The sequence below is a fragment of the Gilliamella sp. X-46 genome (assembly GCF_057063525.1).
Map to the genome: position 1 here is coordinate 148,751 of NZ_JBXSQH010000002.1, position 22,315 is coordinate 171,065.

At 38.7% G+C, this 22,315-nt stretch carries 17 protein-coding genes and 1 pseudogene; 13 read left to right on the forward strand and 5 right to left on the reverse strand.

Features of this window, described 5'->3' with window-relative positions; all coding sequences use genetic code 11:
• The first annotated feature begins 58 nt into the window (after nt 1–58).
• From ACYIAJ_RS03370 to ACYIAJ_RS03385, 4 genes are all read left to right on the forward strand, one after another.
• Complete coding sequence (locus tag ACYIAJ_RS03370; protein WP_483564405.1) at nt 59–370, forward strand: gamma carbonic anhydrase family protein; 312 nt, start codon at nt 59–61, stop codon at nt 368–370.
• A 112-nt stretch (nt 371–482) separates the two neighbouring features.
• Entirely contained in the window at nt 483–3,479 is a 2,997-nt protein-coding gene (locus ACYIAJ_RS03375; RefSeq protein ID WP_483564348.1) for a DNA translocase FtsK 4TM domain-containing protein, read from the forward strand.
• Nucleotides 3,480–3,580: 101 nt separating this feature from the next.
• Nucleotides 3,581–4,483, forward strand: coding sequence for a triphosphoribosyl-dephospho-CoA synthase CitG (gene citG, locus ACYIAJ_RS03380; RefSeq protein ID WP_483564349.1), 903 nt, complete (start codon nt 3,581–3,583; stop codon nt 4,481–4,483).
• Nucleotides 4,484–5,528: 1,045 nt separating this feature from the next.
• Nucleotides 5,529–5,969, forward strand: a complete 441-nt coding sequence (locus ACYIAJ_RS03385; RefSeq protein ID WP_483559663.1) for a hypothetical protein — start codon at nt 5,529–5,531, stop codon at nt 5,967–5,969.
• A gap of 187 nt (nt 5,970–6,156) precedes the next feature.
• On the opposite strand, the gene ACYIAJ_RS03390 is transcribed toward ACYIAJ_RS03385, so the two are convergent.
• Nucleotides 6,157–6,309 (reverse strand): hypothetical protein, encoded by a 153-nt coding sequence (locus ACYIAJ_RS03390; RefSeq protein ID WP_483564350.1) that lies wholly within the window; start codon nt 6,307–6,309, stop codon nt 6,157–6,159.
• Nucleotides 6,310–6,360: 51 nt separating this feature from the next.
• On the opposite strand from ACYIAJ_RS03390, the gene ACYIAJ_RS03395 reads away from it, so the two are divergent.
• Together ACYIAJ_RS03395 and ACYIAJ_RS03400 are read left to right on the forward strand one after the other, a co-directional pair.
• A complete protein-coding gene (locus tag ACYIAJ_RS03395) occupies nt 6,361–6,531 on the forward strand; it encodes a hypothetical protein (protein ID WP_483564351.1) in 171 nt (56 codons plus the stop codon).
• 15 nt (nt 6,532–6,546) lie between these two features.
• Nucleotides 6,547–6,693: pseudogene (locus ACYIAJ_RS03400) on the forward strand (hypothetical protein); the annotation flags it as partial.
• Between the two features lie 763 nt (nt 6,694–7,456).
• On the opposite strand, the gene ACYIAJ_RS03405 reads toward ACYIAJ_RS03400, so the two are convergent.
• Complete coding sequence (locus ACYIAJ_RS03405) at nt 7,457–9,112, reverse strand: hypothetical protein (RefSeq protein WP_483564352.1); 1,656 nt, start codon at nt 9,110–9,112, stop codon at nt 7,457–7,459.
• A 331-nt stretch (nt 9,113–9,443) separates the two neighbouring features.
• Nucleotides 9,444–10,370 (reverse strand): tRNA modification radical SAM protein MnmL/YtqA, encoded by a 927-nt coding sequence (gene mnmL / locus ACYIAJ_RS03410; protein WP_483564353.1) that lies wholly within the window; start codon nt 10,368–10,370, stop codon nt 9,444–9,446.
• A gap of 216 nt (nt 10,371–10,586) precedes the next feature.
• Here mnmL and ACYIAJ_RS03415 point away from each other — a divergent pair, with 216 nt between their 5' ends.
• From ACYIAJ_RS03415 to ACYIAJ_RS03425, 3 genes are read left to right on the forward strand one after another with little or no spacing between them, the layout of a single operon-like run.
• Nucleotides 10,587–11,711, forward strand: a complete 1,125-nt coding sequence (locus ACYIAJ_RS03415; protein WP_483564354.1) for a glycosyltransferase family 4 protein — start codon at nt 10,587–10,589, stop codon at nt 11,709–11,711.
• Nucleotides 11,704–12,507, forward strand: coding sequence for a lipopolysaccharide core heptose(I) kinase RfaP (gene rfaP, locus ACYIAJ_RS03420; protein WP_483558436.1), 804 nt, complete (start codon nt 11,704–11,706; stop codon nt 12,505–12,507). Before ACYIAJ_RS03415 ends, rfaP begins: the two co-directional genes overlap by 8 nt.
• A 16-nt stretch (nt 12,508–12,523) precedes the next feature.
• Entirely contained in the window at nt 12,524–14,152 is a 1,629-nt protein-coding gene (locus ACYIAJ_RS03425; RefSeq protein ID WP_483564355.1) for a DUF2813 domain-containing protein, read from the forward strand.
• 93 nt (nt 14,153–14,245) lie between these two features.
• Here the strand turns inward: ACYIAJ_RS03425 and ettA are convergent, their stop codons facing one another.
• A complete protein-coding gene (gene ettA / locus ACYIAJ_RS03430; protein ID WP_160401998.1) occupies nt 14,246–15,913 on the reverse strand; it encodes an energy-dependent translational throttle protein EttA in 1,668 nt (555 codons plus the stop codon).
• A gap of 218 nt (nt 15,914–16,131) precedes the next feature.
• Here ettA and ACYIAJ_RS03435 point away from each other — a divergent pair, with 218 nt between their 5' ends.
• Nucleotides 16,132–16,986 carry a hypothetical protein gene (locus ACYIAJ_RS03435; protein ID WP_483564356.1) on the forward strand — a complete coding sequence of 285 codons (855 nt, stop codon included), beginning with the start codon at nt 16,132–16,134 and terminating at the stop codon, nt 16,984–16,986.
• 65 nt (nt 16,987–17,051) lie between these two features.
• Here ACYIAJ_RS03435 and nfsB read toward each other — a convergent pair whose 3' ends face one another.
• On the reverse strand, nt 17,052–17,696 hold the full coding sequence (gene nfsB, locus ACYIAJ_RS03440) for an oxygen-insensitive NAD(P)H nitroreductase (RefSeq protein ID WP_483558442.1): 645 nt from the start codon (nt 17,694–17,696) through the stop codon (nt 17,052–17,054).
• A 436-nt stretch (nt 17,697–18,132) separates the two neighbouring features.
• Between nfsB and leuA the strand changes: the two genes are divergently transcribed.
• The 3 genes from leuA to leuC all read left to right on the forward strand — a co-directional run bounded on the left by leuA (nt 18,133) and on the right by leuC (nt 22,315).
• Complete coding sequence (gene leuA, locus ACYIAJ_RS03445; RefSeq protein WP_091349132.1) at nt 18,133–19,680, forward strand: 2-isopropylmalate synthase; 1,548 nt, start codon at nt 18,133–18,135, stop codon at nt 19,678–19,680.
• A gap of 68 nt (nt 19,681–19,748) precedes the next feature.
• Entirely contained in the window at nt 19,749–20,828 is a 1,080-nt protein-coding gene (gene leuB / locus ACYIAJ_RS03450) for a 3-isopropylmalate dehydrogenase (RefSeq protein WP_483558443.1), read from the forward strand.
• A gap of 86 nt (nt 20,829–20,914) precedes the next feature.
• Nucleotides 20,915–22,315, forward strand: a complete 1,401-nt coding sequence (leuC, locus tag ACYIAJ_RS03455) for a 3-isopropylmalate dehydratase large subunit (protein WP_483558445.1) — start codon at nt 20,915–20,917, stop codon at nt 22,313–22,315.

The window sequence follows — 22,315 nt, forward strand, 5'->3', positions numbered from 1 at the left end:
TAATAATACTGATTATACAGATGTCATCCCATCGTTTATTAAAACAGATATCCCTTGCATTACTGGCAAGAATGTCACTATTGGGCATAATGTTATCCTACATAGTTGCACAATTGAAGAAAATGTATTAATTGGTATGGGTAGTACTATATTAAACAATGCCAAAATTGCAAAAAATTGTCTTGTTGCAGCTAACTCGCTAGTAACACATACTATACCTTATGAAGAAGGATGTCTAATTATGGGATCACCAGCGAAAATTATCCGAAAATTAACCGAAGCAGAAATCAACGGCAATATAAAAAATGCACAACATTATGTACAAAATGGAAAACGATTTAACCAAAATCTAACCCCAGTTAATCCATAACGACACTATTGATAATAATAAATGCGGTTTTATCTTTTATTCGCTCTTTGAGAGAGTGCAATTTATGATAAAATGCCCACAATTTTAATAGCGACAATGTTTAGGTACGTGTTTGAAAAAGCCCAAAATTACAAGAAAACAAATTACAACTCAATTTATTCTATTTACAATAATCGGGTTAGCTGTTTGTTTATTTTTATCACAGTACAGTTACGATCCGTCTGATCCTGGTTGGTCTCGTACTGCTTGGCACGATCCTATTAGTAATTTTGGCGGCTATATTGGGGCATATACCTGTGATATTCTTTTTCAATTTTTAGGTTTTATCGCTTACAGCCTACCTTTCATTACTATTTTTATTTGTTTACAGTCAATCATCTATTTTTATAAGCATGCTAATGAGCCTATTAACTACTTTAGCCTTTCATTTCGGATTATTGGAGTTTTAGCGTTTATATTTAGTGCTACAGGATTTTTTGCTTTAAATATTCGTGATTCTGAACAGTTCGAAGCGGGTGGTTATCTGGGTGCGATAGTCATTGAAAGCCTTTTACCCATTATAAATAACGTTGCTTTATCATTCATTCTTCTTGGTACTTGCCTAGCTTGTGTCACGTTATTAACTGGATTATCATGGCTCAATCTAACCGAAAAACTAGGTGCTTTTGTCATGCTTCTACTGTTACCGATTAGATGGTTAATTAAATCTCGCCCAACAAATAAATATGAACGACCTGATTCACTTCATGAAAAAACAATAGTACAGTCTGATGAGGAAACAAAATCACCTCAATTTACAATACCGTTTGAAACAAAAAATGATAATCCTCATATTATTCAAACATCAACTACTATCCCAAGCAATGAAGTATCACAAGAGCAGTCATCAAATACTACCGAATCGACTGGCCATGAAGAAATTTCAATCAAAACTACTGCGGAATTAATAGGAGCATCGCACGAAGAAGCTCAATTACCACCGTCAACCATAACCTCGCAAACAATTGACAATCCGCCAAGAAAAGAACTCAATCCAGACGAAATTTTATCTCGCCTTGAATCGATTATTCAAAACATAAATGCGGCCAAAGCTACACCCGATCAAGAACAAGCATTGTCTTCATCAATGGAGCAAATAAAACAGGTAATACAAACGCAAAAATCAGCAGAAAAATTATCATTTGAAGAGCCAGACAAATACACTATTTCTGATGCTCCAAGTAAACCCTTATTTACTTCGGTACATAATGAGCCTGAAATTAAATTCACTCATGAACAAACACACATTGAACCTGCTATAGACGTAGCAAAGGTTGAAATAATTGAATCTAAGCAACCATTTATCCAAGAACCAGAGGTTAATACTGACCAAGCAAATATTGTTAGCATAGTAGACATCGCAGATACAGAAGCTGACACAGAAGTAAAAGCAGAATCAGAAGCCAAACAACTGGAATATATTGATACCGAAGCACTAAAAAAAGCCAATCCAATCATTGACGACATCTATCCTGAAGAAGATCGTGTTGAAGATGTACAACACTACCATTCCAACGAAAGCGACGAAGAAAGTTTAATTCATCCATTATTACGACGAAATGATAAACCATTACCAAAACCAACTACACCTTTGCCGTCACTAAACTTATTAACTGCGCCACCAACAGCGCGAATCGAAGTCGATCATGCTGCTTTAAATGCCATGTCTGAACTAATAGAAAAAAGTTTATCGGATTACCGCGTTAAAGCTAAAGTAGTTGATTATTTACCGGGGCCTGTAATTACTCGTTTTGAAATTGAACTGGCACCGGGTATTAAAGCGGCACGAATTTCAACGCTAGACCGTGATTTAGCGCGTTCACTATCCATGCCATCAGTACGTGTAGTCGAAGTCATTCCAGGTAAGCCTTATGTTGGCATTGAATTACCCAATAAAAATCGCCAAACGGTCTATTTTAGAGAAGTCTTAGATAGTCCACAGTTTAAAGATGCGCAATCACCACTAACGATAGTATTAGGGAAAGATATCGCTGGGCAATCAGTGGTTGCTGATTTGGCAAAGATGCCACATCTATTAGTTGCTGGTACGACAGGTTCAGGTAAATCAGTCGGCGTTAATGCAATGATTTTAAGTATTTTGTATAAATCACAGCCTGAAGATGTCAGGTTCATTATGATCGACCCGAAAATGCTTGAGCTATCTATTTATGAAGGGATACCACACTTATTAACCCAAGTGGTAACCGATATGAAAGATGCTGCCAATGCGCTTAATTGGTGTGTTAACGAAATGGAACGACGCTATCGACTCATGTCGGCGTTAGGGGTTCGTAATATTGCCGGTTATAACGAAAAAATCAAACTAGCAGAACAAATGGGCAGGCCTATTCCCGATCCGCTTTGGAAACCAACCGATAGCATGGATCTTAACATGCCGACACTAGAGAAATTACCGTACATTGTGGTTATGGTTGATGAGTTTGCTGACCTTATTATGGCCGTTGGTAAAAAAGTAGAAGAGTTAATTGCACGGCTTGCGCAAAAAGCACGGGCGGCTGGTATTCACTTGGTACTAGCAACCCAACGCCCATCGGTTGATGTTATTACCGGCTTAATCAAAGCGAATATTCCAACACGCATTGCCTTTACAGTATCAAGTAAAATTGACTCGCGTACTATTTTAGATCAAATGGGCGCTGAATCGCTACTTGGTATGGGGGATATGCTTTATTTAGCCCCTAATAGTTCCATTCCAATTCGCGTTCACGGTGCCTTTGTCCGTGATGAAGAAGTGCACGCCGTTGTACAAGATTGGAAAGCACGTGGCACACCAAAATATATCGAAAATGTCACTGTAGCAACCGACGAAAGTGAAAACGGTAACGCAGATATGTTGAGTGAAGAGCTCGATCCATTATTTGATCAAGTTGTCGCTTTTGTTGTTGAAACAAGAAGAGCGTCAATTTCTAGCGTACAACGCAAATTTAGAATTGGCTATAACCGAGCTGCCCGCATTGTGGAACAGATGGAAGTAGAAGGCATTATTAGCGCCCCAAGCCACAATGGTAATCGAGAAGTACTTGCGGTATCAACGCATAGTGATTATTAATCCTTATAATAAACCAAGCCATTTAAAACAATGGATTGGTTTATTACGCCATTACAGCGCACAACAGAATAACTATCATCCCCAATAGGTAACAAATAATAATGAACGCTTATTATCAGCAAATAGCATTATTAGAACTAAAACTCAATAATGACTCCAATCGATGCTTACCTGCACAATTAGCAACCCAAGCATTAATTAAAGAAATTTGCCTATCACCTAAGCCGGGATTAGTTGACATGAATAACAGTGGCGCCCACCGCGACATGGATTTTCAAACCTTTGTCCACAGTATCAGCGCCATTAGCAACTGGTTTGAACGTTTTTATCAATATGGCAAAGCATCCGCTTTACACGATAACAAACTATTTTTAGCGGGGATTAGACCGATTGGTATTGAGTGTGAACAAGCCATGTTCCAAGCCACCAATCAAGTTAATACCCATAAAGGCGGCATATTTGCTTTTGGATTGCTATTGGGTGCAATTGGACGATTAGAACAACTTGGCTTACCCACCCATGCACAAAGCATCTGTGACCAAGTTTCAGCCATTTGCCAAGGTATAGTTCAAAGCGAACTACAGCAAAATAACCAAGCTAATTCGATAGGCGAAAAGCTATTTAAACGTCATCACTTATCTGGCGCACGTGGCGAAGCAGAATCAGGTTATGCAACAGTTCGAAACATTTCACTACCTATCTATCAACAAATGCAAAACAGTGGTTATGATGAAGAAACTTGCTTATTACAAGCGATGTTATATTTACTGGCTTTTAATCAAGATACTAATCTGGTTTCACGAGGCGGCCTTGATGGCTTGGCTTTTGTGCAAGAACAAGCGAAAAAACTCATCAAACAAGGTGGCATAATGAATCCCAAAGTACGGGAAAATTTGTATCAACTTGATACCGAATTAATAAAACGCAATTTAAGCCCGGGTGGTTCGGCTGATTTAATTGCGATCACTTGGTTTTTGTCTCAATATAATAAATACCTTTTCTGACCGATTTTTAGCGGAAAATCAGGTCTTTTTTATTTTGGTGAATAGAATAAATTAAGTGCGCAGGTTTCGGACGTTTTGACCTTGGGTGAACAAAATAGCTATCGTGACCACGTCCGAGCTAAGGGAATTAGAGCGAATTCCCTTAGCAATCCCGCGCTTGGCTGCAGAATGTGGCCTTCGGCACTACTCGTATCATCCTGATACTCGCCTCTACGAGGCCATCTTCGCTGTGCTCAGATGTTCAAATTTGTTCCAGACAAATTTGTCCGACGCCGTCGCTCGGTCTTAACGCACCGGCTATTATCCGTTCCAGACGGAGAATAGCCTCGCCAAACATCCCTGTTTGGCGTGCTAACCTCGCTCTGTTGTCGGCACATTCTGACGCCGGAACAAAACAGACAACATAACCATCGTTTTTGAGAAAGATTGTTGTGTTTTTGTAAGGCAGTTTTTGTTAAAAAAACAGTCAGAAAAACTTTAATAAAATCAATACCTTTTCTGACCGATTTTTGGGCGAAAAATCGGGCCTTTTTTGTTTTGGTGAATAGAATAAATTGGGTGCGGTGGTTTCGGACGTTTTGAGCTTGGGTGAATAAAATGGCTACAGTGACCACGTCCGAGCTAAGGGAATTAGAGCGAATTCCCTTAGCAATCCCGCGCTTGGCTGCAGAATGTGGCCTGCGGCACTACTCGTATCATCCTGATACTCGCCTCTACGAGGCCATCTTCGCTGTGCTCAGATGTTCAAATTTGTTCCAGACAAATTTGTCCGACGCCGTCGCTCGGTCTTAACGCACCGTTTGTGACGCGTTCCTGACGCGGCACAAACTCGCCAAACATCCTTGTTTGGCGTGCTAACCTCGCTCTGTTGTCGGCGCATTCTGACGCCGGAATAAGACAAACAATATAACCATCGTTTTTGGAAGATATTATGTTTTTATAGTTATAAAATTGATTTTATTTAAATTAAATACCTTTCTGGCGTTTTTTTTATTGCACTTGGCTAACAAATTTCATACTATTATCAAAAAATTAAGGAGATGGTATGAAAAGAATATTGATAATAAGTTTAGTTAGTCTTGCTTTATTCGGCTGTGGAGAAAATAAAATTACAAAAGAGTATCTTTTAGGTAATTGGCATTGTGTCGGTAATGAGTATGAAAAGGAAAACAGTGACGCTAATGAAGATTTTGGTGATTCAGTGTCGTCGTCAGAAAAAACAATGACATTTAAAATGTTAGATAATGAACTTTATCAAATAAATGAGGATGGAACAAAAATCTTGATTGACCCAAATAAAATGGACACTAATAAAAATGAAGTTACAGAAAACGCCAAGATTAACACAAAAACAACAACAAAAATTGTTAATAGTGACACTTTTAATTTCACAATTTTGAATGAAATAAACAAAATTAATAGTAACAATAATAATGTTATTGATCTTAGAACCAAAACAGAAGTGATTTGTACCCGAATAAAATAAGCATTCTCATCACTACTAAAATAAAGCCCGAAAGGGCTTATTTAAATTTAGTTAATTTATTATTAACCACCAAAGCAATTCAATCCCCCCTTAGAGAGTTTTTATTAAAAATTTAGTAACTCAGGCTTGATTTGTAGTGCTTGGCAATTTTAATCCAAGTTGCTTTTCTTAACTTTTGGCTTTTTTCCTATTGAGAATAAGCTGATTGGCTAGTACCTATTTTATTCGCAACTTCAACTTGGGATAATTTTAAATACTCACGCCATGCTTGTGCTGGAGAATAATTATTATCAAAAACCATATCAACAACTTCGTTTGGTACACCTGTTAGCAAGCTCATCTATTTCTTTCTTTTCTAGCCAATATTTATGTATTACGTCTGGAGAAAATTATGCCAATAACACTAGATTTACAAGCCATTGAGGGTAAACAGCTTATACAACTAATAAAAGTGGAAGACACAAAATTGGGGTTTGATGAAATACTGAGATTTCATGCTCATAATATTTCGCCTGACGGGTGGGCGTCATTTGCCACTGAGAATTTACCATCAATAAAATGATAAGGTAAAAAATATTTACCGTATCCATATAAGTTAAAAGACATTGAATTAAGTCGCACTGGCTCACAACCAATACCAAGGCTATCAGTTGACAATATAGACGGTAAAGTAACGTTTGTACTTGGTGTAATAAACAACAACTTCATCTTTAAAAAACATTAACTAATTGATTTTATTTTAAATTATCGTTAAAAAAAGGGTTTGGAGCGGTTAAATTGCTGTTATTGGGGCACTATTCGTGGTTTTGTTGATTTGTTGTATGTCGGCACTTTGCTTAGGTTGTGTAAGTGATTGATTTATCTTAAAAACAGTAAAATAAAAACTTCAATAAAATCAATACCTTTTCTGACCGATTTTTACTATGTCATTTTTACAGATTGCCGTGTAGTTGTTTTTTAACTTTGTTTTGAGGGCCAAGTCAGTTGATGTTTTTTGATATAAGCAAAATCAAAAACCTTTCGCACTCCAGTTGGGAAGTTGCAGCCTAAGATGCGTATATCGCTGATTTAACAATATCCCCTTACTTTCGTCCTTTTTATCAGCAAGCTTGCTGACAATTTTAGGTTGAAAGTCTTGGGTGATGAATAAGTGCTATGTTAGTAGTGCTCATTTTACTGTTAGGCATACTATGCCTAGCATTGAATAGATGCCATCAGTTGCATTAACACCACTATATTAAAGTACACAGCAAACACTTATCATTACCACCAACTGCTTGGTTATTCTTATTTATTTTACCCTTGAGCCATCGCCAACCACGCTTTCAGCGTTGGCGGCGGGGGCGGCGCGATTGTGGCTTCGCCGCAACAGCGCAACCCTAAGGGAATGCCCCAACTTGCGCGGGGGCGTTATTCTTTGTTAGATTGTCCTCTCAGGCACCATAACCGCCCCCGCGGCCCAAGGATTAAGGACTAAGATATAAAAGCTAAGGTGCGGCACAAAGGCCAGAGCGGCTAGAGCTAGCACTGAAGCTGACAACAGTGCCGTTGTCCGAGCCGACACGGAACCCACCGCTACCTGTTGCGTCGCTTGTCCAGTAGCTGGAGTCGACGAAGCCCGCAACGTAGTAGTACATGCGGCCCCACTCCGTGAAAAAACCAGAACCTATGTGACGCATATAATGATTACCAGATGAATGAGGCAAGGCGCCAGAAATAGAAGGATTATTTGTTCTGACTGCATTGGTTAAATCGCTGACCCTAGGCATCCGATAACCCAAACTACTACACCAAGTGGATTGTTTAGACTGAGTACCCTCTTTATTACCCCGATTGACGAACCACTGCTTTAAGACAAATCCATACCGAACCTCATTACCTCGACCATCCCTACCGACCAACTCAAAGGTCTGTGGCAAAGATGGGACATCTAGCGGACTAGGATTATCTGAATTTACCCGAGTACTATCAGCCCTAGGACCGTTTAATACTACCCGTGCACTTGCATTATTTGACTGCCAGCGGACTGTAGCTGTTATTCCACCACGAGCAACAGGAGACCACGTAAACCGACTTCCACTCACTCTTGCAGGCATCTCTAAATCAAAATGCAACCCATCAGCACCCGTTGTAGGAAAATTTCGGTCGTAAGAGGATGAATCAGTTGACTGAGTTAAAAAACCCTTATTAGGGTCCCATATGTTAGATGGGCCTGCGTAATTGTCTGTGCCACGGGCGAGCCTCGGCCTTGCGTAACTCACAAAGTAACAAGCAACAGGACCTGTAACACCATACGGATTGATATAATATGTCACCCGCTGACTGCTAAAATTGGTCCTATTAGGAACACCGTACTGGGTCTGTAAATATCCCCCTGTACTACTTAAAGTTACCCTATAAGGAGCCTTACATCCACTTAATTCTTCATTAAAACTAACATCATTGCCATCCTTATCTGTAAAGGATGCCGATATACTCCCTGATATACCATTTGCAGCCGGCTCATCTCCATCATCATCTCGCCAATAATTATACCTTGTGGCTAAATCACTTAAACTCACTGAACTAGCTGTTGTTCGTGGGAATATCATTCCTATATCTCCCAAAGTACTTCCTTCATAAGGTAAGCTTATTGGATTTGATACGCTTGATGTATTACTAGATGGCCTGATTACCTGACCATCCTGCAACCGAATAGACAACAAACTGTCTGTATCTGTTGCCTTTGTTCGACCATGGTTGAACGCTAAATACGGCGCACTACCCTTTATTGTCCTTGAAGTACACGCCATGAATGGCTGTGAACAAGGCGTTAATGCCACAGAACCCTGTGTATACGACAACAACAATGCCACGAAGAACAACGCCGATTTAAGGAATCTAAATAATCTAAATAATCTAAGTAAACCTGATAAGCCTGATAAGCTTGGTAAACTTGGTAAACTTGGTAAACCTGAAAATTTAGATAGAAGAGGTAAACGCCTTGACCTCGGCGATAACCCTGCCGATAACGTCTCCGATTTCGCTACGCGAAATGACCCCGGTGATGAAAATAAGAACTGTGTCTGATTTAGACTATAGTGAAAATGAAAAAGTTTTAAGGCGTAGGTTTGGCATGCCAGATGCCAGATGCCAGATGCCATAAATGGTAACGCATTTCGATTATCCTGTCAAGTAATTTTTTGTTTTATTTACACTTTTTATAACTGACTGCTCGACTAACGAGCTTTCCCTTGCTTTTAAAGCGCTTAAATTATAACCGCTTGACTAATAATGCGCCACCTGTTTTGTTAAAAATTTGTAAAGTTTTGTTAAGTGTATAAAGTTGATCTTTTGGTGGTGTGTTTTTGGGAATGGTTTTGGTGAGTTTTTTTGAATAAAAAAACACCAAATAAAAACTTTAATAAAATCAATACCTTTCCTGACCACTTTTTGGATGTAATTGCATTGTTTTTTTCCACAAAAACATTCCTGCTACTCCTTAAAACAATACTCATCCCCAATGGCACTGCCTTGAACACCATATTGACGCAAATTGTGATCGACTGCGTTCATTGATTGCCAGTGGTTTTCGCACCAATCTGGCGCTAGCAAGGTTGGCTTTCTGGCGTTGGCGGATATGCGGTGATATAAAATATTGGCTGGGGTTTGTCTGATGATGTCGCCTGCAATATCAACATATTCATCCAATGATAAAATATTGATACGACCAGCTCGCCATGCTTTTGCCATAATACTGCCATCAACAATATGCAAAGGGTGCAATTTTAAGCCGTCAACGCCACTATTTAATACCCGTTCAAGCGTGATTAAATTATCTTGTTTGGTTTCTTTGGGTAAGCCAATAATTAAGTGCGTGCACACTTTTATACCAAGATTACGAGCTTTTTGTACGGTTTGATGATAATCGTTAAAAGTATGTCCACGATTTATGTCGTGCAAGGTTTTATCGTGAGCCGTTTGTAAACCCAGTTCTAACCATACTTCAAAACCTTGAGATTGATAACCTGCCAGTAAATCAAGTGCTTCATTCGGTACGCAATCAGGACGAGTCCCCACACAAAGTCCAACAATATCGGCACTATTTAACGCCTGTTCGTACATATTTTTTAGGATTGCAACTTCAGCATAAGTACTGGTGTAGGCTTGAAAGTATGCAAGATAGCGTTTGGATTTTTTCATTTGATGAGCTTGCGATACCAGTTGATCGGCAATTGATTTAACTTGTATTGATTCATCGATGATCGATGCCACATTACAAAAAGTACACCCCCCCATTCCGATAGTGCCATCACGATTAGGACAGCTAAACCCTCCGTGTAGGGTGAGCTTGTAGATCTTTTCGCCGTATCGACGTTGGAGATCAGAGCCAAAGGTGTTAACCACAAGATGAAGTTGCATAATAGACCAAAATAAGCGTTTTGGGTATTTTACGGAGTTAGTGGGCTGACTTCAAGCTAGATTTGTTAGATTGCACTTTTTGCTCATTAAAAAAACTTAAATAAAATCAATACCTTTCCTGACCGATTTTTGTGCATATTGTAACCGTTGTCGCTATTTTTGCACCTTGCTTATCAACAAGTATATAATAGCCCTTTCTAACTTGAGGCAATCTGCATGCAACTGGCGTTTTGTATTTATAAGTATTTCCCTTTTGGTGGTTTGCAACGCGATTTTTTGCAAATTGCTAAGGCTTGTCAAGCTCGTGGTCACCATGTGCGGATTTATGTAATGGCGTGGCAAGGCGATAAACCTGCTGGGTTTGATATTATTTTAGTGCCTAAAAAGGGTTGGTCGAACCATAGCCGTAATCTATCTTATTACCATTGGGTGAAGGCACACTTACAAGCGAATCCGGTTGATTGTGTGGTTGGCTTTAATAAAATGCCCGGTCTTGATGTCTATTTTGCAGGGGATACCTGCTTTGCTGAAAAAGTATCGCATAAGGGCTTTTTTTATAAATTGTCTAAACGCTGTAAGCATTATTTGGCTTTTGAAGATGCGGTATTTAATCAACATAGCCAAACCAAAATCATGGTTTTGACTAAACAGCAAATTAGTGATTTTGATCACTATTACCATACTGATCCGTCTCGATTTTACCTTTTGCCACCCGGTATTGCGCAAGATCGCCAATACAATCATGAGTCGCTAGCTAAAGGTAAGCAATTTAGGCAAGCCAATCAAATTGATGAAGATCATTTTGTGATTGTGCAAATTGGATCGGATTTTAAACGTAAAGGGGTGGATCGTTCGTTAACTGCCATTGCCGCTTTACCTGATGAATTAAAGCAAAAAGTCACTTTTTTAGTGGTAGGGCAAGACAAACCCGATGCTTATCAAAAACTAGCTGCAAAACTGGGCATTGGGCATCAAGTTCGTTTTTTTGCAGGACGTAATGATATCCCTGACTTTTTATTTGCAGCAAATTTGCTATTACACCCTGCAAGGCAAGAAGCCGCCGGTATGGTTTTGGTTGAAGGATTGGCCGCTGGTGTGCCAGTTATTGTATCGGGCATTTCAGGGTATGCTTATCATATACACGATGCAAATGCTGGGGTGATCCTTGCCGAGCCTTTTGTACAAGCAGATCTCAATCACGCGGTGCAAAATGCCATAACCAATCACGATCAATTACTAACATGGCATAACAATGCGGTACACTATGGCCAGACGGCTGATTTATATCATTTAGCTCAGCGTGCCGCAGATATTATTTTAGGTTGTGATCATTATGAATGAGTTGAAGTTAAAATCCCCTTTTGATGCTTTGTGGAAAGATAAAGATCCGTTTGCGGAAGTTGAGTTAATCTCGGGTAAAGTTTATCGCGCGGTTAAGCAACGTAAGACGTTGAATTTTGAGCTTGATGGCGAATCGTATTTTATTAAAATTCACCGCGGTTCAACAATAAAAGAGATTGTGAAGAATCTTATTTCGCTACGTTTACCTGTTTTAGATGCTAAGCAAGAGTGGGATGCGATTGAGCGTTTGGAGCAAGTTGGCGTTAATACGATGGATGGGCGTGCATTTGGTCGTAAGGGATTAAATCCACTGACTCGTCATTCGTTTATTGTGACAAGAGATCTTAACCCGACTGTGAGTTTAGAAGATTTTACCAAGCCATGGTTAACTAACCCACCTAGCTATCATATAAAGCGTTGTTTAGTTATTTATTTGGCAAAAATGGTCGCCCAAATGCACGCCGCTGGGGTTAATCATCGTGATTGTTATTTGTGTCACTTTTTGCTTGATATTCCACTTTTTGAAAATCATCAGCAAATAAAATTATCGGTGATTGATTTACACCGTGCTCAGGTTCGTAAAACGGTTCCTGTACGTTGGCGTGATAAAGATTTAATTGGGCTTTATTTTTCAGCCATGAATATTGGGCTAACCGATCGCGATATTTGGCGATTTTTGAAAGTGTATTTTAATCAACCTTTAAAAACGATTTTGCGTAATGAAGCTAAGTTAATGGCTAGTACGCATCAAAAAGTTGAACGAATTCGTAAAAGGACAGAAAAGTATCATCTTTAAAGCATAAGGAGGTACCATGTTTATTGAGCAAATGGATATTTCAGGATTTAAAGGTATCAAATCGCTATCTTTAACCTTAAATCCAAGCGTTAGCGTGCTAATGGGCGAAAACCGTTGGGGTCGGTCAAGTTTGATTAGCGCTTTGCAATTGCTGTCACTTGATAATCAGTTTTATCAATTTGTGGATTCTGATTTTTATCACGATAAATACGATGTCTATGGCAATAAGATTGTGATTAAAATAACCTATTGTGAGTCCTATTTTAATGAACTTAATAATCCCATCTATCAACGACTATTACCCGTTGCTTATACTGTTGATCAAGATAAACTGCGTCGAATCACTTACCTTATTACCGCCAATAAACAAGCCGATAAGATTATAACCCAACACTCTTTGGTGGATTTGCAACAAAGAACTTTCGCTTTTGCTGATCACAAGGCGTTAATTGCCCATTTAATTATGCTTAACCCTGTTATGGCACTAAAGAGCTCGATTAGTCTGCAGAATTTACCCATTACCAATCAGCCCTTATCCGAATACTATACTTTGCAACTTTGTGAGCAATTAAAAGCGTATTCGACACAATTGACACAAGATGAGTTACACCGCGGTTTGCAAGCTGCTAGAGCGCTTTTAGAGTATTATTTTGCCGATCAAGAGCACCGTGACCATTATAAGCATGTTGCCCAAAAAGGCTCACCACGTAGTGAAGATTGGAATTCGCTTGAGCGAATTAATAATGTGTTAGATGATCTTGATAACGACTATTTGCGAACTGCACTGTTAGGGATTTTGGGGTCGATCATTAATGCCAAAGGCCATAATACGCTTTCACAACACGCTGTGCCTATTTTGATTTTAGAAGAGCCAGAAAGTCAGTTACATCCGATTATTTTGTCGGTTGGCTTTCGATTGTTGAAGCATCTGCCAACACAAAAAATCATTACGTCTAATTCAAGTGATTTAGTTTCGTTATTTCCATTAGAGTGTCTGTACCGATTGATTCGTCTACCCGATAAAATTGTGCCCAAATATATCACGCCCCAATCTTTTGGGATTGATGATAGCCGGCGCATTTTGTTCCATATTTTTTACCGCCGTGCCAGTGCACTGTTTGCCCGTTGTTGGCTGTTAGTCGAAGGAGAAACCGAAGTTTGGCTACTGCGTGAATTGGCTGAACAGAGCGGTTACCATTTAAGTTCTGAAGGCGTTCAGTTAATTGAGTTTGCGCAATGTGGTTTAAAACCATTGATTAAATATGCTAATAAAATGGGCATTCATTGGTATGTGATAACCGATGGAGATATGGCTGGCAAGAAATATGCCGATACCGTAAAATCGCTATGTGGTGACGATAAAAATCCCGATGATTACTTAACCGTTTTACCAGCCCGAGATATTGAAAACTTTTTATTTAAACATGGTTTTAGTCATGTTTATAAACTTGCTGCTTATAATACAACACAGCATATTGATCTGCCTGTACATCAAATTATTCAAAAAGCGATTCATAAAAGTTCAAAACCTGATCTTGCGATTGCCATTTGTGATGATGCAAAATCACGTGGTATAAACGCTATACCACGTTTGCTAACTGATACCTTTGCCAAAATTATTAAAGTATCTAAGGCGCTAGTTTAAGTCACTAACGTGTAAAAAATAGTTTAAGATTGATATCAAGAAGATAAACCATTCCGCTGGCATCATTTCAGCGGAATGGAATGAAGGTTAAATCTATTTGGTGATTCGTTTATATTTAGCGCGTTTTGGCTCTAATGCCTCAGCACCTAGTGTGCGTTTTTTCCACTCTTCGTACTCGGTAAAGTTACCTTCAAAAAATTCAACATGGCCTTCATCTTGATAATCCAAAATATGGGTGGCAATGCGATCTAAGAACCAACGGTCATGCGAAATCACTAAGGCACAGCCCGGGAACTCTAATAATGCATTTTCCAACGCACGTAGCGTTTCGACATCTAAGTCATTGGTCGGTTCGTCAAGTAACAGAACATTACCGCCTACTTGCAATAATTTGGCTAAATGCACGCGTCCACGTTCACCACCTGAAAGTTCACCTACACGTTTTTGCTGATCAACACCTTTAAAGTTAAAACGACCAACATAAGCACGACTTGGAATTTCAAAATTGCCGATACGCATAATATCTTGACCATTTGAGATCTCATCCCAAACGGTTTTTTTATCATCCATGTTATCGCGGAACTGATCAACCGAAGCTAACTGCACGGTTTCACCTAAAGTAATGGTACCTGAATCGGGTTGCTCTTTGCCCGATAGCATTCTAAATAGCGTGGATTTACCTGCCCCATTTGGACCAATAATGCCAACAATTGCCCCTTTTGGAATGCTAAAAGAGAGGTTATCAATCAACACGCGATCGCCATACGATTTAGTTAGGTTATTGACCTCAATCACTTTATCACCCAAACGTTGCCCAGGTGGAATAAATAGTTCGTTAGTTTCGTTACGTTTTTGATAATCGTTGCTGTTGAGTTCTTCAAAACGGGCTAAACGGGCTTTGCTTTTTGCTTGGCGCCCTTTTGGATTTTGCCGTACCCACTCGAGTTCTTTTTCGATCGATTTACGACGTGCTGATTCGGTCGAAGCTTCTTGCGCTAAACGCTGATCTTTTTGTTCAAGCCAAGATGAGTAGTTCCCTTCCCAAGGAATGCCTTCACCACGGTCAAGTTCTAAAATCCAACCAGCTACGTTATCTAAAAAGTAGCGATCGTGGGTTACCGCAACAACGGTACCTTCGTAGTCATGTAAAAATCGTTCTAACCATGCAACCGATTCGGCATCTAAGTGGTTGGTTGGTTCGTCAATTAATAACATATCAGGTTTTTCTAGCAATAACTGACAAATAGCTACACGACGGCGTTCACCACCTGATAAGTTTTCAATTTTTGCATCCCAATCAGGTAAACGCAGTGCATCAGCAGCTCGTTCTAATTGGTTATCTAAATTATGCGCATCTTGTGCTTGAATTATGGCTTCTAGTTCCGCTTGTTCTTTGGCTAATTTGTCAAAATCAGCATCAGGATCAGCATAAGCTGCGTACACTTCGTCTAATCGTGCTAACGCCTTTTTAGCATCACCAACCGCTTGTTCAACGGCTTCGCGTACGGTTTGTTTAGGATCTAATTTCGGCTCTTGTGGTAAATAACCAATTTTAATGCCAGGCTGTGGGCGTGCTTCACCTTCGATTTCGGTATCCACCCCTGCCATAATTCGCAGTAAGGTGGATTTACCCGCCCCATTTAAACCAAGCACACCAATTTTGGCACCCGGAAAGAAGCTTAAAGAGATATCTTTTAAAATATAGCGTTTAGGAGGAACAATCTTCCCAACGCGATTCATGGTATAAACATATTGCGCCATAAAACATCATCCGTTTATTGGGTTAAAAATAGCAAAAGGCATTTGCTATATGACTAATGGCGTATATTGTAGCGATTCTGAAGATTGGGTCTAGGGTTATTTGTAATAATGTGAGTAATTTGGTTAAATGGTGTTAACGGTAGATTTATATAAAACCGTTCAAATTCACCCCATGTGCATATATAATCAACAATACCTTAAATTAGATTGTATTTATTATGCAAGAAATAGTCGTTGAGTATCACATTGATCATCAATATATACAAGATTCTTATTGTGCATATCTTGGTTCTTTAGACGAAGAGTTCACGCAAAAATTAAACAACTCAATTGCCAATAATATGCGGAATTTTGCCATCACTTTCGATAATGAAAAATGGGTAAAACGAAATAAAGATAAAAATGAAGTCAATACATTTTATTACTCTGACTTGTATCAGGTACATCAAGCACAAAAAGGTTTTGTTTTTTTTATCAATAAAACGTATTTTGACTTTGTAAGCTATGATCTGTTTAAACCTGATGATCTAATTATGGTTAAACGCTATTTAGAGCCTTACTTTTCTAAAAATCAAGAAACACAAATAGCAGTAATTAAAAATTACGTACTGGACTATCACCGAATTTATACTTTGGCTCGTTATGTATTTCGTAAAACATCCTTATTTTTTATGATAGTAGCGTGTTTCTTTTTTCTTGGTAGTGTTTTATTTTTTTCAAAAAACTTTCTTGTATCTGGCTTGCTGTTTTTACTCTCATTTTTGTCAGTTATTTGTTCTAAAAATAGTACAAAAGAATTCGCAAAAAATAGTGTTAAAACATTAGATGATTCATTTCAAAATATGAGTTGTATTTTTTATGAAGATCGCATTGAATTCATACCTAAGAATATAATATTAACGTTTAATATAAAATATTTTCAATTTTATAAAATTGAAAAATTCAACAAAGGCTATTTGTTCTATATTCAAAAATATGCTTGTTATCTCTGTTTTAACGAAGACTTTACTCCAGAACAACAACAAGTACTAGAAGATAAACTCAAGCAATATCAAAATTATTATCAAAAATGATATAAAGCCATTTTAAGGTATCCCACCTTTTACTAGGTGGGATAATTTGGAAACGTTATTTTTGTTTATAAAAACGTAAAAAGTTGCTCTTTCGATAAGCGTGATTTTGGTCGATGCGCATTGCCGTCATTTTCGGCTCGATAGCCTAATGTGGCTACAATAACACTTTTAAGCCCTTTGCTTTTGAGCTCTAAAATCTCGTCCATTTTTTGGGCGTCATATCCTTCAATAGCCGTTGAATCAATACCTATTGCCGCTGCTGCAAAAAGCAGTTGCCCTAATGCGAGGTAAGCTTGTTTACTTTCCCAATATTGTTGCGATTCAATGGTTGTGCTATTAAGCTTTACAAAGTGCCGACGACCTTGATCTTGTGCTTGTTTAAGATCGGTTGAAGGATATCGACCGTCTTTCTCTTCTTGATTAAGTAGATTGACTAAATGAGCTTCGTCTAATGGTGTTTTAATACAAAAGACAATAGTGTGCGAAGCGCCAGTCACTCTTGGTTGATTAAATTCAAGTATAGCCGGTAAAATTTTATTTTTTGACGCATCACTATCAATAACATAAAAATGCCATGGTTGTGAGTTAACTGATGATGGGCTATTTCTTAAAACAGTTAATAATTGTTCAATCTTGTCGGCAGGAATTTTTTTGGTTGGATCATAATGTTTGGTCGTATAGCGTTTTTGAGAAATATCAACTATGTTCATTGTTATACCCTCGTGAGTTATTCTTTTCATTATTATAATTCGGTTTCATTATGTCTCAACTTATTATTTTAATAGATTTGTCAAATAGCGAAGCAATGCTTATTAGTATTGGGTACTTTGTTTTAATAAAAATAGAATATATTAAGATTGGCTGCAAATAATCATTGACACCACTAATATCATTTGGTAAAAATATCATCAGTTTTAGTCTGTATTAATTACAATCAAAATAGAGATTTTTATGTTTGTTAACTATTTATCACTCGACCTCAGCCTCCTCCTCGCATCAATTTGCGCGGATAGCTTGTGTGTGGAGTAAAAGAAGTAGTTAAATAAAGACTCAACAAATTACAAGAACCCGCGCTAAAGTGCGGGTTTTTTTGTTTTCTTAACTTGAAATACCGTAATAGCGCTAAAATATATAAAAGGAAAAACAATGAGCGATCAAGTCATTATTTTTGATACAACGTTACGTGATGGCGAACAAGCATTACAAGCAAGTTTAAGTGTTAAAGAAAAGTTACAAATAGCGCTTGCACTGGAGCGAATGCGAGTCGATGTGATGGAAGTTGGCTTTCCTGTATCATCACCCGGTGATTTTGAATCGGTACAAACGATTGCTAAAACCATTAAAGATAGCCGTGTTTGTGCCTTATCTCGTTGTGTTGATAAAGATATTGATGTTGCTGCCGAGGCATTAAAAGTTGCTGATCAATTTCGAATTCATACTTTTATGGCAACATCAACCTTACATGTTAAAGATAAATTAAAAATGACATTTGATGATGTCATTGAACGGGCGGTGCACTGTATTAAACGTGCACGTAATTATACTAATGATGTGGAGTTTTCTTGTGAAGATGCAGGTCGTACCCCAATTGATAACTTATGTCGGATCGTTGAGGCAGCAATTAAAGCCGGGGCAAGAACGATCAATATTCCGGATACTGTCGGTTATACTGTCCCTTATCAATTTGGTGGCATTATTCATACCTTATTTGAACGTGTCCCGAACATTGATCAAGCGGTTATCTCTGTGCATTGCCATGATGACTTGGGCATGTCGGTGGCTAACTCGATTAGCGCGGTTCAAGAAGGCGCTCGGCAAATTGAAGGGGCGATGAATGGTTTAGGCGAACGTGCAGGTAATACCGCACTTGAAGAAGTGATTATGGCAATCAAAGTTCGCCAAAATATTTTAAATGTTCATACCAATATCAATCATCAAGAGATTTATCGTACCAGCCAAATTGTCAGCCAAATTACTAACATGCCAATTCCGGGCAATAAAGCAATTATTGGTAGTAATGCTTTTGCTCACTCATCAGGGATTCATCAAGATGGGGTTTTAAAAAATCGTGAAACTTACGAGATTATGACCCCTGAATCAATCGGCTTAAATCAGATTCAATTAAACTTAACCTCTCGCTCTGGACGCGCCGCGGTTAAACATCGTTTAGAAGAGCTGGGTTATCACGATAAAGATTATAACTTAGATCAAGTCTATGAAGCGTTTTTAGAACTGGCTGATAAAAAAGGTCAAGTGTTTGATTATGATTTAGAAGCATTAATCTTTATCAACCAATTGAAAGATGAAAAAGAACATTATGTTTTGGATTATTTTAATGTTCAGTCGGGTTCAACAGTGGTTTCAACTGCTTCAGTCAGTTTATTAATTGGCGATAAAAAGTATTCCGATGCAGCAACAGGTAATGGCCCGGTCGATGCAGTTTACCAAGCCATAAATCGGATTACTGGCGAGCCGATTTCGATTGTCAAATACCAGTTAGCTTCTAAAGGACAAGGCGAAAATGCGTTAGGCCAAGTGGATATTGTTGCCGAATATAAGGGGCGTAAGTTCCATGGTGTTGGACTTGCAACTGATATTGTTCACTCATCGGCGTTGGCTTTAATTAATGTATTAAATAATGTGTATAGAGCAAATCAAGTTGCCCAAGAAAAACAAAAATTACACCAAGATTAAAAAATTATTTGTTTTGCTCGTTTAACAGCAAAATAAGAAGATTAAATGAGATTATAAAGGAATAAAAAATGTCACAAAACTATCATATTGCAGTACTGCCTGGCGATGGCATTGGCCCTGAAGTAATGAAACAAGCCTATAAAGTATTGGACGTTATCCGCCAAAAATATCAACTTTCTATTACTACTAGCGAATATGATGTCGGTGGTGCAGCAATTGATATTCATGGCTGTCCATTACCGAAAGAAACACTAGAAGGATGCGAAAAAGCGGATGCTATTTTATTTGGCTCAGTGGGCGGACCAAAATGGACTAACTTACCACCCGACCAACAACCTGAACGCGGTGCGTTATTGCCACTACGCAAACATTTCAAATTATTTGCTAATATGCGCCCTGCTCGCTTATATCAAGGATTAGAAGATCTTTGCCCATTACGCGCCGATATTGCCGAGCGTGGTTTTGATATTTTATGTATGCGCGAATTAACTGGCGGTATCTATTTTGGTCTACCAAAAGGACGAGAAGGAAGTGGTGCGCAAGAAAAGGCTTTTGATACTGAAGTGTATCACCGTTTTGAAATCGAACGCATCGCCAAAATGGGCTTTGAAGCCGCGCGTTTACGCCGTAAGAAAGTGACATCAATTGATAAAGCTAATGTATTACAAACCTCAATTTTATGGCGTGAAGTGGTGAGTGAAGTTGCTAAAAACTATCCAGATGTTGCTCTTGAACATATGTATATTGATAATGCCACTATGCAATTAGTTAAAGATCCTTCACAGTTTGATGTTATTTTATGTTCAAATTTATTTGGTGATATCTTGTCTGATGAATGCGCTATGATAACGGGCTCTATGGGGATGTTACCTTCTGCCAGCCTTAACGAACAAGGATTTGGATTATACGAACCTGCAGGCGGTAGTGCGCCAGATATTGCTGGTAAAAACATTGCCAATCCAGCAGCACAAATTCTATCTTTAGCATTGCTAGTACGTTATAGCTTAAAAAGAGATGATATTGCCTCAGCTATCGAAACAGCCGTAAATAAAGCATTAGAGCAAGGCTATCGTACTATTGATCTAGCCCAAAAAGAACAGCCAGTATCGACCGATGAAATGGGTGATATTATTTGTAAGTTGATTTAACCGCATGGTTTGATTACAACCGTAAATAAAATAATGCGATAAACTAATTCGTTAGTACTTGTTGTAAAAATAATAAGGAATATGCAATGTCAAAAACACTGTATCAAAAATTATATGATGCACATGTCGTTTATGAAGCACCAAACGAAACACCTATTTTATATATTGATCGTCATTTAGTGCATGAAGTCACCTCTCCACAAGCATTTGATGGTTTGCGTGCAATGAATCGTAAAGTGCGTCAGCCTCATAAAACTTTTGCAACCATGGATCATAATACTTCAACCAAAAGTAATGATTTAAATGCTTGCAGCGAAATGGCTCGCATTCAATTAACTGAACTGGCAAAAAATGCCAAAGAGTTTGGTGTTTCGTTATATGATTTACAAAGCCCATTACGTGGTATTGTCCATGTGGTCGGTCCTGAACAAGGTATGACTTTACCCGGTATGACTATTGTGTGTGGTGATTCACATACCGCAACTCATGGTGCATTTGGCGCACTAGCATTCGGGATTGGCACCTCTGAAGTTGAGCATGTCTTAGCCACTCAAACCTTAAAACAAGGTCGGGCTAAAACCATGAAAATCGAGGTCAAAGGTCAAGTAGCTGAAGGAATCACGGCCAAAGATATTATATTAGCGATTATTGGTAAAACCACTAGTGCTGGTGGTACTGGGCATGTGGTTGAATTTTGTGGTGATGCCATTAAATCATTATCAATGGAAGGACGCATGACATTATGCAATATGGCAATCGAGATGGGGGCTAAAGCTGGCATTATTGCGCCAGATGAAGTGACTTTTGAGTACTTAAAAGGTCGTCAATTTTCACCAAAAGGGGAAGATTTTGAAAAAGCTGTTGCCTATTGGAAAACTCTAAAAACCGATGACGGTGCGCAGTTTGATACCGTGGTCACACTTGAAGGTAAAGATATTGCACCTCAAGTCACTTGGGGAACAAATCCGGGTCAAGTCACGTCCATTGATGCAACAGTACCCAATCCCGAGTTTTTTTCTGATCCTATCGAGAAACATTCCGCAGAACGCGCATTAACTTATATGGGATTAACCGCAGGCACCAAAATGACAGATATTAAGATCAATAAAGTGTTTATTGGCTCATGTACAAATTCGAGAATTGAAGATTTACGCGCAGCGGCGCAAATTGCTAAGGGTCGTAAAGTGGCAGAAGGTGTACAAGCATTAGTCGTGCCAGGCTCAGGTCCTGTCAAAGAACAAGCCGAAGCCGAAGGATTAGATAAAATTTTTATCGACGCTGGTTTTGAATGGCGGTTGCCGGGCTGTTCAATGTGCCTTGCAATGAATGACGATAAATTAGCACCAGGGGATCGCTGCGCATCAACTAGTAATCGTAATTTTGAAGGCCGCCAAGGGCGGGATGCCAGAACACATTTAGTCAGCCCTGCTATGGCTGCTGCAGCGGCTATTACTGGTCATTTTACTGATATTCGCAAACCGTTTTAA